The following is a 16694-nucleotide window of genomic DNA, read 5'->3' on the forward strand; positions in this document are numbered from 1 at the left end:
CCGGGACCCGCCATTTCTGGCGAGTCGACGGGTCAGGGAGAGGGGAACCAGGGAACCTCAGGAGAAGAGGCGCTGGAGGCGCTGGATGCCTTCGAGCAGCTGGTCGTCGCCGAGCGCGTACGACAGGCGCAGGTAGCCCGAGGGGCCGAAGGCCTCGCCGGGCACGACGGCGACCTCGGCCTGCTCGAGGATCAGGTCTGCGAGCTCGAGGCTCGTGTTCACCTCGACGCCGCCCCACGAGCGTCCGAGCAGACCGGTGACGTCGGGGTAGACGTAGAACGCCCCGAGGGGAGTGGGAACGTCGACTCCGGGAATCTTCGCGAGCTCGTCGACGATCAGGCGGCGGCGACGGTCGAAGGCGAGCCGCATCTGCTCGGCCTCGTCCTGCGGTCCCGTGAGTGCTGCGAGGGCGGCGCGCTGCGCGACGTTGTTGACGTTGGACGTCAGGTGCGACTGCAGGTTTCCGGCGAGCTTCATGGCGTCGGCGGGGCCGACCATCCAGCCCACCCGCCACCCGGTCATCGCGTAGGTCTTGGCGACACCGTTGACGAGGATCGTCTGGCCGGCGAGCTCGGGAACGGCCTCGACGATCGAGACTGCGCGGGTGCCTTCGTAGACGAGGTTCTGGTAGATCTCGTCGCTGATGACCCAGATGCCGTGCTCCAGCGCCCACTGGCCGATGGCCGTCGTCTCTTCGGGGGTGTACACCGAGCCCGTCGGGTTCGAGGGCGAGACGAAGACGAGCGCGGTGGTCCGCTCGGTGCGCGCAGCCTCGAGCTGCTCGACGGTGACCTTGTACTCCTGGTCGGCGCCGGCGAAGACCTCGACCGGGATGCCGTCGGCGAGGGCGATCGCTTCGGGGTAGGTGGTCCAGTAGGGAGCCGGCAGCAGCACTTCGTCACCCGGGTTCACGACCGTCTGGAAGGCCTGGTAAACCGACTGCTTGCCACCGTTGGTCACGATGACCTGCGAGGGCTGCACCTCGAGGCCCGAGTCGCGCAGCGTCTTGGCGGCGATCGCCTCACGCAGCACGGGGAGGCCGGCGGCCGGGGTGTACCGGTAGTTGGCAGGGTCGGCGAGAGCGTGCTGGGCGGCCTCGACGATGAACTGCGGCGTCGAGAAATCGGGCTCACCGGCCGCGTACGAGATGACCGGCCGGCCGGCGGCCTGCAGGGCCTTGGCCTTCGCGTCGACCTTGAGGGTCGCCGACTCGGCGATGGCGGAGAGCTTGCGGGACAGCGGTGCGCGTTCGGTCACCCTTCGAGAGTAGCGGCGTGGTCCACCGAATGGTGGACGGGGATCGACCGGATGACCCCTGCCGCACCGGCGCCGCACGCGGCACGCTGGAACCATGACCACGAGAGCGAGCGCACCGACCGTCGTGCGCGGCCTGACCAAGAGATACGGCGACGTGACGGCCGTCGACGACGTGAGCTTCGACGTGCCCGCCGGCGGCGTGTTCGCGTTCCTCGGGACGAACGGAGCCGGCAAGTCCACGACGATCGGAGCCCTCACGACGGTGATCGAGCCGGATGCCGGTCAGCTCGAGGTCGCCGGTCACGACGTCCGGGCCGATGGCGACGCGGTGCGCCGGGCGATCGGCGTCGTCTTCCAGGATTCCCTGCTCGACTCGGCCCTCACCGTTCGCGAGAACCTGACGGTGCGTGCGCGCCCCTACCTCGGTTCGGCCGCCGCGATCCGCGATCGCATTCAGCGGCTCGCCGACATCATCGACCTCGGCGAGTTCGTCGACCGCCGCTACGGGCGGCTCTCGGGAGGTCAGCGTCGACGGGCCGACATCGCCCGGGCGCTCCTGCACGACCCGGAGATCGTCTTCCTCGACGAGCCGACGACCGGGCTCGACCCCGCGAGCAGGCAGATGGTGTGGCGGACGATTCACGAGCTGCGCGAGCGCGTGGGGCTGACGGTCTTTCTCACGACCCATTACCTCGAAGAGACCGAGGAGGCCGACCAGGTGTGCATCATCGACCGCGGGCGTATCGTCGCCGACGGCACTCCAGCGCAGCTGCGCGCGCGGTACAGCTCCAGCATCCTGTCGCTCGTCACCGCCGCCGGCCCCGAGAGCATCGCGGTGGCGGATGCCGCCGAGGCGCGGCGGATCCTCGCCGAACGGGGCGACGCCGTCCTCGACTTCGAGTTCCGGCACGGGCGGATGGACGACGTCTTCCTCGCGCTGACCGGCCAGGCGGCGACCGGGAAGGCGGCGACGGGGGAGGCGACGCGATGAAGACCGTGCAGGCCTACGTCGGGCGCAATCTCCGGCTGTTCTACCGAGACCCGCTCGGGGTGTTCTTCTCTCTCACCGGGGCCCTCGTGGTGTTCCTGCTGTACGCCCTGTTCCTCGGGCAGATGCAGGTCGATTCGCTCGCGGCGACGCCGGGGTTCGACGCCGATGCGGCCCGCGACTTCGTCGACTCGTGGATGTTCGCCGGGGTCGTCGCCGTCGCCGCCGTCACGACCCCGCTCGGTGCGCTGTCAACCTTCGTCGAAGACGCCGCGACCGGACGGTTCCGCGACTTCCTCGTCTCACCCGTGCGTCGCGCGCAGCTCGTGCTCGGTTATCTCGGGTCGGCGTTCATCATCGGCCTGATCACCACGCTCATCGTGCTCGTCGTGGCCCTCGCCTACCTCGGGCTGACCGGCCGCACCCTGCCCGACGCCGGACAGATCACCCGCATCGTGCTGTGGACCGTGCTCTCGGTGGCGGCGTACACGGCGCTCTGGGCGTTCGTGGTGTCGTTCCTGCGCACGAGCGGCTCGTACTCGGGGCTGTCGACGCTCGTCGGAACCCTGACCGGCTTCGTCGCGGGGGCGTACATCCCCGTCGGCTCGTTCCCCGACGCGGTGCGGGATGCCGTCGGCGTCCTCCCGTTCGCCCAATCGGCGATGCTCGTCCGACGCGAGTTCGCCGTCGATCCGCTCGATCGCCTCGCGAGCGGCGCTCCCGGCGCAGTCGAGGAGCTGAGCCGGATCTACGGACTCGACCTTCAGGTGGGGACGGCGACCGTACCGGTCTGGGTCGCGGCGGTCGTCCTGGCTGTGGTTGCCGTCGCGTTCACGGTGCTCGCCGCCGCCCGCATCCGCGCCCGCATCCGCTGAGGGCAGGATGGTGTCGTGATCAGTCGCAGCTGGGTGGATGTCGCCGTCGGTGTCGTGCTCGCCCTCGGCGTCGGCATCCTCGCGGCCGCGGGAGAGACGGCCCGGCTGCCGTGGGCGGTCGCGGGCCTGGTGCTCCTGCTCGCGGCGTATCTCTTCGCACGGCCCTCCGCCGGAGCGGAGGATCCCCGGCGGTTCGCGGTGTTCCTCGCCGTCGCGACGGTCTCGATCGCGGCGATGACCTTCGGCGAGGTCTCCCTCGCGACGATGCAGGTCATCGTGTATCCGCTGGTGTGGATCTTCGCCCCGCTGCGGCGTGACGGTGTCGTGGGATCGCTTCTGGTCGGCGCGGGGATGCTCGTCGGGTACGCCGGCGGCTTCGGTTTCGCTCCCGACGCCCTGCTGGAGGCCACCGTGGTGGCGGTGCTCTCGGCGGCGTTCTCGATCGCGATGGGGTGGTGGATCTCGGCGATCGCCGCGTATGGCACGGAGCGTGCGCGTCTGCTCGACGAGCTCTCGCGCGCGCAGCAGCAGGTCGAGGCACTCAGCCGTGACAAGGGCGCCGCCGACGAGCGCGAGCATCTGGCCCGTGAGATCCACGACACCCTCGCGCAGACCCTCGCCGGGATCGTCATGCTCGCCGAACAGGCCGGACGGCGCTCGCGAACGGGCGACGTCGAGGGTGCCACCGCGGCGGTCGAGCGCCTCGAAGTGGCCGCCCGTGACGCGCTCACCGAGGCGCGCGCCATCGTCGCGCGGACCGCCGCCGTCCCCGCCGACCCCGTGCTCGGTGCCGCGGTCGAACGACTCGCGGAACGCTTCCGCGCCGACACGGGGCTGGAGATCTCCGTCGTCGACACGGCATCCGGAACCGATCGCGAGACCCAGGTCGTCGCGTTGCGCTGCCTGCAGGAAGCGCTCGCCAATGTGCGCAAGCACGCGGGAGCCGCGCGGGTCACGGTGTCGCTCTCCGGTGAGGAGGACGGCGCCCTTCGGCTGGTCGTCGAGGACGACGGGCGCGGGTTCGACGTCTCGTCCCCGCGCACCGGCTACGGCCTCGACGGCATGAGCGATCGGGTGGCGCTCGCGGGCGGCACCGTCGAGGTCGCCGCTGCGGCGGGTGCGGGGACGACCCTGTCGATCCGGTTGCCCGCGCCGACCGCGCCGCGGGCTCCCATGGGGGTGCGGGCATGATCCGCCTGCTGATCGCCGACGACCACCCGATCGTCCGGTCGGGTCTGGCCGGTCTGCTCGCGGACGAGCCCGGGTTCGATGTGATCGCGGAGGCCGCCGACGGGGGCGAGGCCGTCCGCCTCGCCGGCGAGACGCGTCCCGACGTCGTCCTCATGGACCTGCGGATGCCGGTGCTCGACGGCGTCGCGGCCACGGCACGCATCGTGGCGGCGCGCGACGGCGGCGCGGGCCCGCGGGTGTTGATCCTCACCACCTACGAGAGCGACGACCAGATCCTCGCCGCGATCGAGGCCGGAGCCAGCGGGTATCTGCTGAAGGCCGCGCCGCGCGAGGAGATCGTGGCCGGCATCCGGTCGGTCGCCGCCGGGCAGACCGCTCTCTCGCCGGCCGTCGCGGTGCGGTTGGTGGAACGGATGCGGCAACCGGAGGCCGCGGCATCCGCTCTCACTCCGCGCGAGACGGACGTGCTGCGCCTCGTCGCGGCGGGGCACGGCAACAAGCAGATCGCGGTGCAGCTGGGGATCGGCGAGTCGACGGTCAAGACGCATCTGCTGCGCGTGTACGACAAACTCGGCGTCGACGGTCGCACCCGAGCCGTGACCCTCGCGCTGGAGCGCGGCCTGCTTCCCTGACCCTGCGCCCGAGACGATCGTTACGCGGTCGTCACGTGGGGGATCGGGGGCTGTTCTAGCGTGGGTGCGAGGGACGACGGGGGAGAAGCCGGATGCGGGTGCGGGTCGGGATGCGGAGGTGGATGCCGGCTGCTACTGCGGCGGCTGCGGGCGGTGCGCTGGTGCTGTCGCTGGCGGGGTGCGCGGCGATCCCCTTCGGGCCGCCGCCCATCCGTGACGTCGCGACCGTTTCCGACACGATCTCGTGCCCGGAGTTCACGGCCGATCCGCCTGCCGGTGCCGGTCTTCTCCCGGAAGCGTTCGAGGCCGTGGCGGTGTTGGAGTGCGCAAACGGGGTGACGCGCGAGGATGCCGACGGCGTCATCGCCGGAACCGAGATCGTTCGTTACGAGGGCGACCTGTCGGAGTTCCTCGACGCGATGGCGGCGCCCAGCGACCCCGGTCCGGCAGAGGTCTGCCCGGCCGTCGGGTACGGATTCCGCGCTCTTTGGGCGACGGATGCGGCGGGCCGCTTCGCGCCGCTGTCGTTCCCGCTGACCGCGTGCGGCGGCCCGAAGGAGGACGAGCCGCTCGCCGCCCTGGCTCGGCTCGAGGTCGTCGACCGTACGTTCTCGGACGCCGTGCGCGTCGAGCTCCGTGAGGCGACGGCGGCGGGCTGCTCGACGCGCGCCGGCGTGGCCCCGCTCGAGATCCTCGGGTGGACGCCTCTCGAGGCGCAGGCGCAGGCGCAGGCGCCGGTCGACGTCGCCGAAGCGATGGTGTGCGCCTACGAGGCGGACGCCTCCGAAGGCCTGGACGCCCCAGCCGGGACGCCGAGCGTGATCGGCGATGGGGGCCTGTTCGCCGGGGCGTTCTCGCTCGACGCCGAATCGGCGCGTGCGGTGTTCACCGCCGCGGCCGCCGCCCCCGCCAGCCCTACCGCGGCCCGGGACTGTGGTGAGGCGGCATCCCGTTTCGTCGTGGTGCACCCGCGCGCGACGAGCGCCGGCGACGCTCCGGTGCCGGTGACGGTCGAACTCGACGGCTGCCAGCGCGTCGTCGGCACCGACTTGCAGGCCCGGCCCGCTCCGCCCGAGCTGATCGCCCTCCTCCTCTCCGCCCTCCCCACCCCCTGACCCCCCATCCCTCTCTCCGTCGACTCGCCAGCAACTGCGGATGCGTGGGGTGCGGGATCCGCGTTTCGTGGCGAGTCGACGGGGTGACCGGGGGTCAGAGGTACTTCGCGTAGGCGGGGAGGGTCAGGAACGCGGGGAAGTCCGAGCCCAGCGCGACCTCGCGGAACAGGGCGGAGGCGTCGTCGAAGCGGTCGTCGTCGCGGCGCTCGACCTCGGCGAGGACATCGTCGACGAGCCCATCGACCCACTCTCGGGTGATCGGCCTACCGTCATCCGTCGTCCGGTCCTGGTGGATCCACTGCCAGATCTGCGAGCGGCTGATCTCGGCCGTGGCGGCATCCTCCATCAGGTCGTCGATCGCGACGGCGCCGATGCCCCGCAGCCACGCCTCGAGATAGCGCACGGCGACCGACACGTTGGCGCGAACCCCGGCCGTGGTGATCGGCAGTCCGATGTGACAGTCGATCAGTTCGGATGCCGCGACCTCGACGTCGTCGCGCTGGCGGTCGAGCTGGTTCGGGCGCTCGCCGAGCACGGCGTCGAACTCCGCGCGAGCGACGGGGATGAGGTCGGGGTGCGCGACCCACGTGCCGTCGAACCCGTCGCCCGCCTCGCGCCGCTTGTCGGCGGCGACCTTCTCGAACGCAGCCCGGGTGACCTCGGGGTTCCGTCGGTTGGGGATGAACGCGCTCATTCCGCCGATGGCATGCGCCCCGCGGCGGTGGCACGTCTTCACGAGCAGCTCTGTGTAGGCACGCATGAACGGCACCGTCATCGTGACCGCGCTGCGGTCGGGCAGCACGAACCGGGCCCCGCGACCGCGGTAGTTCTTGATCATCGAGAAAATGTAATCCCAGCGGCCGGCGTTGAGGCCCGCGCAGTGGTCGCGGAGGGCGAAGAGGATCTCGTCCATCTCGAAGGCCGCGGGAAGCGTCTCGATCAGAACGGTTGCGCGGATCGTGCCGTGAGGCAGCCCGAGGCGTCGCTCCGTGAACGAGAAGACGTCGTCCCACAGCTGCGCTTCCGCGCTCGACTCGAGCTTGGCGAGGTAGAAGTACGGCCCGCGGCCGTTCTCGACGAGCCGCACAGCATTGTGGAACGCGTACAGGCCGAAGTCGACGAGTGACCCCGACGCGTCGAGGGTGCGACCCGTGCGATCGGTGTAGGCGAGGTGCTTCTCGGTGAGGTGCCAGCCGCGCGGGCGCATGACGATCGTCGGCGTGCGCTCCGCGGTGACGGCGTACCGCCGCCCGTCGGGGCCCGTGTGCTCGAGCTCGCCGCGGACCGCATCGCGCAGCGACAGCTGCCCGCCGATGACGTTTCGCCAGGTGGGCGAGGTCGCGTCCTCCTGGTCGGCGAGCCACACCCGCGCCCCGGAGTTCAGGGCGTTGATCGTCATCTTCGGGTCTGTCGGGCCCGTGATCTCGACCCGGCGGTCCTCGAGGCCCGGGCCGGCGCCCGCGACCCGCCACGAAGCATCCTCGCGGATGTGCGCCGTGTCGCTGCGGAACGAGGGGTCGACGCCGTTGCCGATCTCGAAGCGGCGCCGCATCCGGTCGGCGAGTCGGTCGTGGCGTCGCCCCGCGAAGCGGTCGTGCAGCGCCGTGACGAAGTCGAGGGCATCGGGGGTCAGGATCTCGTCGAAGCGCGGGTGCATCTCGCCGCGCACCTCGATCGCGGGTTCGTGGGTCTGCACCGCGACGGGCCCCGTCCAGGCGCGCCGCCGTGTCTCTGCGGGTGTCTCGGTGTGTGTCTCGGTGTGTGTCTCTGTAATGGTCATGGTCTCGTCTCCTGTGGAGGTTCGCGGTCGAGTCGCCAGGATGCGCGGATGTCAGGGGTGCCGAACCGGCAATTCCTGGCGACTCGACGGGGCGGGGTCAGAACTGGGATGCCTCGGTCGATCCGGCCAGGGCGAGGGTGGCGCTGTCGGGGTTGAGCGCCGTCGAGAGGGTGTCGAAGTAGCCGGTGCCTGCTTCGCGCTGGTGACGTGTGGCGGTGTAGCCGTGGGCCTCGGCGTCGAACTCCGCCTGCTGCAGCTCGACATAGGCGCTCATGGCGCGATCGGCGTAGCCGCGGGCGAGCTCGAACATCGAGTGGTTGACGGCGTGGAAGCCAGCGAGGGTGATGAACTGGAACCGGTACCCGAGCTCGGCGAGCTCGGCTTGGAACGTCGCGATCTGCGCGTCGCTGAGGTGCCGTTTCCAGTTGAAGCTCGGCGAGCAGTTGTAGGCGAGCAGCTTTCCGGGGTGCTCGGCGTGCACGGCTGCGGCGAACTCGCGGGCCAACTCGATGTCGGGCTCGCCGGTCTCGACCCACAGCAGGTCGGCGTAGGGCGCGAAGGCCAGACCGCGCGCGATGACGGGGTCGATTCCGGGGCGCGTGCGGTAGAAGCCCTCGCTCGTGCGCTCGCCGGTGAGGAAGGGACGGTCGTGCTCGTCGACGTCGCTCGTGATGAGGTCGGCGCCCAGCGCATCGGTGCGAGCGATGACGATCGCGGGGACGCCCGCGACATCCCCGGCCAGCCGCGCCGCGTTGAGCGTGCGGATGTGCTGGGCGGTGGGCACGAGCACCTTTCCGCCGAGGTGGCCGCACTTCTTCTCGCTCGCGAGCTGGTCCTCCCAGTGGGTGCCGGCCGCGCCCGCGGCGATGAGGGATGCCGCGAGCTCGTAGGCGTTGAGCGGACCGCCGAAGCCCGCCTCGCCGTCGGCGACGATCGGAGCGAGCCAGTCGCGGGTGCGGTCGCCCTCGGCGTGCTCGATCTGGTCCTGACGCAGCAGCGCGTTCGTGATGCGCCGGACGACGGCGGGCACGGAGTTGGCGGGGTACAGGCTCTGGTCAGGGTAGGTCTGACCGGCGAGGTTGGCGTCAGCGGCGACCTGCCATCCGGAGAGGTAGATCGCCTTCAGGCCGGCGCGCACCTGCTGGACGGCCTGGCCGCCCGTGTAGGCGCCGAGCGCGCGGACGTAGTCCTCGGTGTGGAGGAGGTTCCACAGCGACTCCGCGCCCCGGCGGGCGAGGGTCGCGTCCTCGCGTACCGAGCCGCGCAGCCGGATGACGTCGTGGGCGCCGTAGGTGCGCTCGATGCCGTCCCAGCGCGGGTCGTTCTGCCACAGCTCCTCGAGCTCGACAGCGGTCTGGGTCTGGTCGCCGGGCCGCAGCGGACCCGGAGCGGGAATCGTGGTCATCTCGGTCTCCTTCGTCGGAACGGGCTGCTCTGCCCGTCGTGGAGACCACTGTGTGCGAAGGAGCGGTCTTGTCCCGGGCGGATCCGCGGAGAAGATCGGCCGATCTTCTGCTTTCGTGACAGAATCCCGCCATGACGCGCGAGGATGCCGTCGCCGCCGCAGGGTCGGCGCTCGACGATGAGGACATGGACGCCTTCACGATCGGCCGGCGCATCCGGCAGATCCGAACCGGACGCGGAATGAACCTGGATGACCTCGCCGCTGCCGTCGGACGGGCGCCGAGCCAGCTCTCGATGATCGAGAACGGCCGCCGCGAGCCGAAGCTCTCGTTGCTGCGGACGATCGCGCGCGCACTCGGGACCTCGCTCGACGCGCTGCTCGAATCAGAAGAGCTCGATCCTCGCGCCGCGCTCGAGATCGATGTGGCCCGGGCGATGGGGGGTCCGACCTTCCGCAGTGCTGGGATCGCGCCGTTCCGCATCCCGCGGGCGGTGCCCGACGAGGTCCTGCGCGCCCTCCTCGCGCTGCAGGGCGAGATCGAGCGGCTGCACGACGAGCGTGCGGCGACCCCCGAAGAGGCCCGACGCGCCAACGTCGCCCTGCGCCGCCTCATGCGGACGCAGAACAACTACTTCCCCGAGTTGGAGCAGCAGGCGCGGGAGCTGCTCGCGGCGGTCGGGCACCCGGGCGGACCTGTGACGCAGCGCACCGCCAGCGACATCGCGGGTCATCTGGGCTTCAGCATCCACTACGTCGCCGATCTGCCGCAGACGACCCGCAGCGTCGCGGACCTCGCCAACGGGCGGCTCTACCTGTCGAGTCGTCTCTCCGCGTCGACCCCCGCCGATCCCCGCACCGCGGTGCTGCAGGCGCTGTCGAGCCGCATCCTCGGGCACACCGAGCCGACGAGCTACGACGAGTTCCTCCGGCAGCGCGTGGAGACCAACTACCTCACCGGCGCGCTCCTGATCCCCGAAGCGGATGCCGCACCGGCGCTGCGTGAGGCGAAGGAGCGCCGCGCGATCTCGATCGAGGATCTGCGCGACGCGTACTCGGTGTCGTACGAGACCGCCGCGCATCGGTTCACGAATCTCGCGACCGAGCACCTGGGCATCGCGGTGCACTTCCTCAAGGTGCACGAGTCGGGCACGATCACCAAGGCGTACGAGAACGACGACGTCGACTTCCCGACCGACCGCCTGGGGGCCATCGAAGGACAGCTGTGCTGCCGGGAGTGGACGAGTCGCACCGTCTTCGACGTCGATGACCGGTTCAACCCGTACTACCAGTACACCGACACCGGTAACGGCACCTACTGGTGCACGGCCCGCGTCGAGCATTCGAGCGAGGGTGCGCACTCCGTCAGCGTCGGGGTGCGGTTCGACGATACGAAGTGGTTCCTCGGGCGCGACACGCCCCATCGCGGAGTGTCGCGGCACTCGGTCGACGTGTGCTGTCGGCGCGCGCCGGCCGATCTCGAGGAGCGGTGGCGCTCCGCCGCCTGGCCGAATGTGAAGACCCCGCGCACGCTGCTGGCGACCCTTCCGACGGGAGCCTTCCCGGGCGTCGACACGACCGACCTCTACGCATTCCTGGAGGCGCACGCCCCCTCCTGACCGGCGCCGCATCCCGTCGACTCGCCAAAAACGGCGGATGCAGCGGGGCCCGGACCCGCGTTTCGTGGCGACTCGACGGGAGGAGTCGGGACTCAGGGCGCGGCGTTCCAGCGGAGGCGGTAGGGGGCGCCGGGGGCGGGCGGAGCCGCTTCGATCGTGGTCAGGACGGCGGCGGCGTCCGCGACGGGAAAGGTCGTCACCAGGCGGATGCCGTCGTCGGCGACACGCGCGTATACGAGCGCCGCGGGACCCGCGGATGCCGACAGCACGGTGACGTACTCGCCGTCGGCCTCGGATCGCGCCGCCGCGGGGGAGCGGAGCAGGCTCGTCGCCGCATCCGTGACCCGTTCGAGCAGCGTCGGCCCGTCCGCCCAGGGCGCGAACGCGTCATCGGCGAGCCCGAACGCGCGGGCGAGCTCGGGGCCGAGCCAGCGTTCGCGCTTCAGGCCGTACGGCGTGGGTGTGAGCGAGAGCAGGTAGCCGTACACGTGGAGGAGGCCGGCGTTCCCGACCGGCCAGGCACTCGGCTCGCCGGCGAGATCGTGCAACCGGTCGAACACCGCACGGTCGAGCACCGGCGAACCGGTGTTCTCGTCGACGATGGTCGACCGCGACCAGCGCGCGAAGCGACCGGATGCCGCATCCTCGGCGATCGACCGCGAGAGCCAGGGCACCACGTCGAACGCCCGCCCGGCGTCGCCGCGCGCGGTAGTCGCGGCCGCCGCATCGAGCCGTTGGATCTCGTTCATCCGCAGTTCATCGACTGTGGGATTTGTGTCCACGTGTGCACCTAACGATGGACGAAGCGTCCACTCAGAAAGTCCGATCCGTGCCGAACCCTGCTCTCATCATCTTCGATTTCGACGGAACCGTCGCCCTCGGCGACGGGCCGGTGCTCGCCTACGCGCGTGCTGCCGCCGCTGCCTCCGGCGAGCCCGACCGGTTCCTCGCCCGGGTCGACGACGGGATGCGCGGCCGACCCGTCGGGGCCGGGGCGCCCCTCGACGCGTACGACGTGATCCGCCTCGTCGCCGAGGATGCGGGGGTCGGCGCCGAGGCGCTGTCGCGCGCCTACCTCGACAGCCGCGCGCTGCTGGGGACTGATCTCGCTCCCGTCGAGGCGCCGGTCGGGCTCGCCGCGGTCGCCGAACACCTTCCGGTCGAGTGCGTCCTCGTCACCAACGCCCCGGCGATCCGCGTCGCGGAGACCCTCGACGCGCTCGGGCTCGGTGACGCTTTCGCGCGCATCGTCACCGACGCGGGCAAGCCCGCCGGACTCGAACGGCTGCTCGACGCGCCCGAGGTCCGCGACCGCCGGGTGCTCGCGGTCGGCGACATCTGGCGCAACGACCTCGAGCCCGCGCACCGGCGCGGATACGACACCGCGCTCGTCGGGCCGTGGACGGATGCTGCGGCATCCCCGACCTTCCACGCCGACACGCTCACCGAACTGCTGCCGCGCATCGAGGCGTGGGCCGCGGCATCCGCCCCCTGATCCCGTACACCTCTCACAACACCCGAAGGACATCCACTCATGCGCACCACCCGACTTGTCGCCGCGGCTGCCGTCAGCGCCATCGCCGCGATCACCCTGGCCGGCTGCGCGGGCTCGCCCGCCGCCGGCAACACCCCCCAGGCCGCCGCCGACCCGACCTCGCTCGTGCTCGCGCTCGTCCCCTCGCAGGACCAGAACGGGCTCGTCGAGACCGCGGCTCCGCTCACCGACTACTTGAGCGACGAGCTCGGCATCGAGGTCACCGGTGTGGTCTCGAAGGACTACCAGGCCGCGGTCGAGGCGATGGGCGCCGGCCAGGCGCAGATCGGTTTCCTTCCGTCGCTGCAGCTGTGGCAGGCCAACGACATGTACGGCGCTGACGTCGTGCTGCAGACCGAGCGCAACGGGAACATCAGCTATCCCGCGCAGTTCATGACGAACGACCCCGACAAGTACTGCGATGACGCTCCCGTCGAGCGCGACGGGATGCTCTTCTGCAACGGCGCCGACGCGATGACGGGCCCCGCGGGCCTCGACTCGATCACCAAGGTCAAGGGTGCGAAAGTCGCCGTGCTCGGCCCCGGGTCGCCCGCCGGCTACATCTACCCGATCCTCGCGCTGCAGGAGGCCGGGCTCGACACCGACAGCGACATCGATCAGCTGCCCGTGACCGCGAACGACGCGTCCGTGCTCGCGGTCTACAACGGCGACGCCGAGGTCGGGTTCAGCTTCTGGGACGCGCGCACGATCGTGAAGAAGGACACCCCGGATGTCGGGCAGAAGGTCGTCGTGTTCGCGATGACCGAAGAGATCCCCAACGACGGTGTCGCGCTGAGCTCGGACCTCTCGCCGGAGCTGCGCGAGCGCATCGCGACCGCGCTCGAGGACTTCTCGAACACCCCGGAAGGCTCGGAGGTGCTGCAGAGCATCTACTCGATCACCAAGCTCGCCCCCGCCGACGCCTCGTCGCTCGACGTCGTCGCACGCGCCGCGCAGGCGCTCGGACTGCAGTGACCGACACCACTGCACGCGATGCCGGGGCCTCGGCCCCGGCATCGCCGTCGGACATCCGGCTGCACGACGTCACGGTTCGCTACCCGAACGGCACCCTCGGCCTGCGCGGGGTCTCACTCGAGATCGGTGCGGGCGAGATGGTCGCCGTCGTGGGTCTCTCGGGATCGGGAAAGTCGACCCTCATCCGCACGATCAACGGCCTCGTCCCCGTGACCTCGGGCGTCCTCGAGGTCGGCGGCGTGCGCGTCGACACGGCGCGCGGGCGCGAGCTGCGCCGCCTGCGCGGCGACATCGGCATGGTGTTCCAGGGCTTCAACCTCGCCGGTCGCACGAGCGTGCTCAACAACGTCCTCGTCGGTCGCCTCGCCCATACCCCGGTGTGGCGCACCCTGCTGGGCGCCTACCGGTCGGACGATCGCCGCCTCGCCTTCGAGGCGCTCGAACGTGTGGGGATGCTGCCGCGGGTCTGGGATCGCGCCGCCGCTCTCTCGGGAGGTCAGCAGCAGCGTGTCGCGATCGCGCGCGCCCTCGCGCAGCAGCCGCGCATCGTCCTGGCCGACGAGCCGGTCGCGAGCCTCGACCCGCCCACCGCGCACGGAGTCATGAAAGACCTTCAGCGCATCAACACCGAGCTCGGCATCACGGTGCTGGTGAACCTTCACCTGCTCGACCTGGCGCGCACCTACGGCGTGCGGCTGATCGGGATGCGGGCGGGCGAGGTCGTCTACGACGGCACGGCAGCGGACGCCTCCGACGCGGACTTCGCCGGCATCTACGGGCGATCGCTGACGGCCGAGGACCGGCTCGACGCATGAGCGCGCCCGCACTCGTCATCCCGCCGCGGCCCCGCGGACGTGCGGTGCCGTGGCTGGTCGCGGGGATCGTCACCGCGATCACCGTGGTCACCTGCCTCCCGGGAATCGGCGTCGGACTCGACCTGTCGGGCATCGCGCGCAACTGGCAGCACGGAGCCGACAAGGTGCTCGGATTGCTGCAGCCGGACTGGACCTTCTTCCCGCGGACCGTCGCCCCGCTGCTGGAGACGCTCCAGATGGCGGTGATCGGCACCGCGGTGGGGGCCGCGCTCTCGCTGCCGCTGAGTCTGTGGGCGGCTCGGCCGACCAACCCGCATCCGGTACTGCGGGGCGCGGTCCGCGCGATGCTCAACATCGTCCGGAGCGTTCCCGACCTGCTGTCGGCGGCGATCCTGGTGGCGATGGTCGGGGTGGGCGCGCTGCCCGGCATCCTCGCCCTCGTGATCTTCAACGTCGGCATCATCGTGAAGCTCGTCTCCGAACAGATCGACGCGATGGACACGGGCCCCCTCGAAGCGGGCCGCGCCGCGGGCGGGACGCAGCTGCAGATCAATCGGGCCCTCGCCCTGCCCGACACCTGGCCCGCTTTTGCGGCGCAGACGCTGTACGTCCTCGAGCTCAACGTCCGCGCGTCGACTGTCCTCGGACTCGTCGGCGCCGGTGGCATGGGCCTCATCATCGACGCCGTGCGCACCTTCTACCGGTACGACCAGCTGTCGCTCATCATCCTGGAGATCCTCGTCGTCGTGCTCGTCATCGACGCCGCCAGCTCCGCCCTGCGACGGAGGCTCGCATGACCGCTCCCGTTCTCGCCGATACGCGACACACGTCAGCGCAAGCCGTGCCCTCCCGCCCGCGTCGACGGGTGCGCACCGTGGTCGCCGCCGCCGTGACGGTTGTCGTCATCCTGGCCTTCTGGTCGGTGGACATCACCTGGTCGCGGCTGGCCGACCTGCCCGCCGAGCTCGTGCGCTACGGCTGGCTCATGTTCTCGTCGCCGACGTGGGGGAAGCTGCCGGACGCTCTGTGGCAGACCTGGCAGAGCGTTCAGATGGCGTGGGTAGGGACCGTGCTCGGGGTCATCGTGGCCACGCCGCTCAGCCTGGTGGCGGCCCGGGGTTTCGGTCCGGCATGGCTGCGCGCGATCCTGCGGTTCGTGTTCTCGACGATCCGCGCGGTGCCCGAGATCATCTTCGCGATCATCATCCTCTCGATGACCGGTCTCACTCCCCTCACGGGGGCTCTCGCCCTCGCGATCAATGGCATCGGCACCCTCGGTAAGTGGGGCTACGAAGCCGTCGAGGCCGTTCCCGTCGGTGCCGTCGAGGCGGCGCGTGCCGCCGGCGGCAGCTCGGCACAGGTGCTGCGATGGGGCGTCTGGCCGCAGGCGACCCCGGTGTTCCTGTCGTTCTGGCTCTACCGCTTCGAGATCAACGTGCGCTCGTCGGCCGTCCTCGGGCTCATCGGAGTCGGCGGGATCGGCGACATGCTGACGACCTACACCCAGTACCGTGAATGGTCGACGGTGGGGATGCTGCTGATCGTCGTGATCGTCGTCACGATGACGATCGACGGCATCTCGGGCCGCATCCGCCGACGGATCATGGAGGGCGCACGTGTCCGGTAACGCTCCGCCGACCGTGCGCATCCAGGCGCTCCGCAACGGGCTGCAGCCGACCGAGCGTCGAGTCGCGGACGTGATCCTCGACGCGCCCGAGGTCGTGGTCGAACTCACCGCGCAGCAGCTGGCCGATCGCGCGGGGGTCGCCCGTTCGTCGGTTGTCCGCGCCTGTCAGACGTTCGGGTTCCGCGGCTATCCGCAGCTGCGGGTCGCGCTCGCCGCAGAGCTCGGAGCGGCCGCGCCGGCGGCATCCGACCACGGCGACGGGGCACTCGGGCGCTTGCGCAGTTCGATCGATCGAGCCGCGGCGTCGCTGCCGGCGTCGACGAGTCTGCTCGAGGCTGACGAGGTCGAGCGAGCGGTGACGGCTGTCGTGGGCGCCGGGCGGCTTCTGGTCGTGGCGAACGGGCTCTCGTCGCCGGTCGCGAGCGATCTCGCGATGCGCCTGACCGCCGTGGGCCGACCGGCCGAGGTGATCGCCGACGTCATCGCGCAGCAGATCTCCGCTCGGCAGCTCGGCAGTCGTGACGTCTGCATCGTCGTGAGCGGCTCGGGCGCGAACGAGGCGAGTCTGCGGGCCGCGGCGGCGGCTGCCACCGGGGGAGCCGCCGTCATCGCGATCACCTCGTTCGCGGCATCCCCGCTCGTCGAACGAGCCACGCACGCGCTCGTCATCGCGCCGGCGGGGACGAGCTTCCGCGATGAGCTCGAACACACGTCGCGCGCCGCGCATGCGCTGTTCGTCGAGGCTCTCGCCGACGAGGTGGCCGCCCGCCTGCCCGGCGGCGCGAACGCCGTGCGCGCGCAGGTGCTCGAGGTCCTCTCCGACAATCTCGGCGCCTGACTCTCATCCTTCCCCGTCGAGTCGCCAGAAACGGCCGATGCGGCGG

Annotated in this window: 16 protein-coding genes; 12 read left to right on the plus strand and 4 right to left on the minus strand. The window is 71.0% G+C overall.

The window, feature by feature from the left end:
- Positions 1-57 precede the first annotated feature (57 nt).
- Entirely contained in the window at positions 58-1257 is a 1200-nt protein-coding gene (locus tag QUC20_RS03990) for a pyridoxal phosphate-dependent aminotransferase (protein WP_289331015.1), read from the minus strand.
- Positions 1258-1351: 94 nt separating this feature from the next.
- Here QUC20_RS03990 and QUC20_RS03995 point away from each other — a divergent pair, with 94 nt between their 5' ends.
- The 5 genes from QUC20_RS03995 (at position 1352) to QUC20_RS04015 (ending at position 6058) form a co-directional block, all read left to right on the plus strand.
- Complete coding sequence (locus QUC20_RS03995; RefSeq protein ID WP_289331016.1) at positions 1352-2248, plus strand: ABC transporter ATP-binding protein; 897 nt, start codon at positions 1352-1354, stop codon at positions 2246-2248.
- Positions 2245-3120: an ABC transporter permease gene (locus QUC20_RS04000; protein ID WP_120263272.1), complete on the plus strand. Its 876-nt coding sequence runs from the start codon at positions 2245-2247 to the stop codon at positions 3118-3120. Before QUC20_RS03995 ends, QUC20_RS04000 begins: the two co-directional genes overlap by 4 nt.
- 15 nt (positions 3121-3135) lie before the next feature.
- On the plus strand, positions 3136-4311 hold the full coding sequence (locus tag QUC20_RS04005) for a sensor histidine kinase (protein WP_120263271.1): 1176 nt from the start codon (positions 3136-3138) through the stop codon (positions 4309-4311).
- On the plus strand, positions 4308-4943 hold the full coding sequence (locus QUC20_RS04010) for a response regulator (RefSeq protein ID WP_289331017.1): 636 nt from the start codon (positions 4308-4310) through the stop codon (positions 4941-4943). The genes QUC20_RS04005 and QUC20_RS04010 overlap by 4 nt, the downstream gene beginning before the upstream one ends.
- Positions 4944-5065: 122 nt before the next feature.
- On the plus strand, positions 5066-6058 hold the full coding sequence (locus QUC20_RS04015; RefSeq protein ID WP_289331018.1) for a hypothetical protein: 993 nt from the start codon (positions 5066-5068) through the stop codon (positions 6056-6058).
- A 94-nt stretch (positions 6059-6152) separates the two neighbouring features.
- On the opposite strand, the gene aceB is transcribed toward QUC20_RS04015, so the two are convergent.
- Entirely contained in the window at positions 6153-7838 is a 1686-nt protein-coding gene (aceB, locus tag QUC20_RS04020) for a malate synthase A (protein WP_353105717.1), read from the minus strand.
- Positions 7839-7935: 97 nt separating this feature from the next.
- Positions 7936-9243 (minus strand): isocitrate lyase, encoded by a 1308-nt coding sequence (gene aceA / locus QUC20_RS04025; protein ID WP_289331019.1) that lies wholly within the window; start codon positions 9241-9243, stop codon positions 7936-7938.
- 131 nt (positions 9244-9374) lie between these two features.
- Here aceA and QUC20_RS04030 point away from each other — a divergent pair, with 131 nt between their 5' ends.
- Positions 9375-10859, plus strand: a complete 1485-nt coding sequence (locus QUC20_RS04030) for a helix-turn-helix domain-containing protein (protein ID WP_289331020.1) — start codon at positions 9375-9377, stop codon at positions 10857-10859.
- 92 nt (positions 10860-10951) lie between these two features.
- Here QUC20_RS04030 and QUC20_RS04035 read toward each other — a convergent pair whose 3' ends face one another.
- Positions 10952-11608 carry an amino acid deaminase gene (locus QUC20_RS04035; protein WP_289331021.1) on the minus strand — a complete coding sequence of 219 codons (657 nt, stop codon included), beginning with the start codon at positions 11606-11608 and terminating at the stop codon, positions 10952-10954.
- An 80-nt stretch (positions 11609-11688) separates the two neighbouring features.
- Between QUC20_RS04035 and QUC20_RS04040 the strand changes: the two genes are divergently transcribed.
- From QUC20_RS04040 to QUC20_RS04065, 6 genes are read left to right on the plus strand one after another with little or no spacing between them, the layout of a single operon-like run.
- Positions 11689-12354 (plus strand): HAD family hydrolase, encoded by a 666-nt coding sequence (locus QUC20_RS04040; protein ID WP_289331022.1) that lies wholly within the window; start codon positions 11689-11691, stop codon positions 12352-12354.
- Positions 12355-12393: 39 nt separating this feature from the next.
- Positions 12394-13368, plus strand: a complete 975-nt coding sequence (gene phnD, locus QUC20_RS04045; protein WP_120263263.1) for a phosphate/phosphite/phosphonate ABC transporter substrate-binding protein — start codon at positions 12394-12396, stop codon at positions 13366-13368.
- Positions 13365-14183 carry a phosphonate ABC transporter ATP-binding protein gene (gene phnC, locus QUC20_RS04050; protein WP_120263262.1) on the plus strand — a complete coding sequence of 273 codons (819 nt, stop codon included), beginning with the start codon at positions 13365-13367 and terminating at the stop codon, positions 14181-14183. The genes phnD and phnC overlap by 4 nt, the downstream gene beginning before the upstream one ends.
- Complete coding sequence (gene phnE, locus QUC20_RS04055) at positions 14180-14980, plus strand: phosphonate ABC transporter, permease protein PhnE (protein ID WP_289331023.1); 801 nt, start codon at positions 14180-14182, stop codon at positions 14978-14980. Before phnC ends, phnE (QUC20_RS04055) begins: the two co-directional genes overlap by 4 nt.
- On the plus strand, positions 14977-15810 hold the full coding sequence (gene phnE / locus QUC20_RS04060; RefSeq protein ID WP_120263260.1) for a phosphonate ABC transporter, permease protein PhnE: 834 nt from the start codon (positions 14977-14979) through the stop codon (positions 15808-15810). The genes phnE (QUC20_RS04055) and phnE (QUC20_RS04060) overlap by 4 nt, the downstream gene beginning before the upstream one ends.
- Positions 15800-16648 carry a MurR/RpiR family transcriptional regulator gene (locus tag QUC20_RS04065; RefSeq protein WP_289331024.1) on the plus strand — a complete coding sequence of 283 codons (849 nt, stop codon included), beginning with the start codon at positions 15800-15802 and terminating at the stop codon, positions 16646-16648. Before phnE (QUC20_RS04060) ends, QUC20_RS04065 begins: the two co-directional genes overlap by 11 nt.
- Positions 16649-16694: the final 46 nt, after the last annotated feature.

The organism is Microbacterium arborescens, from assembly GCF_030369635.1.
Lineage (GTDB): Bacteria > Actinomycetota > Actinomycetes > Actinomycetales > Microbacteriaceae > Microbacterium.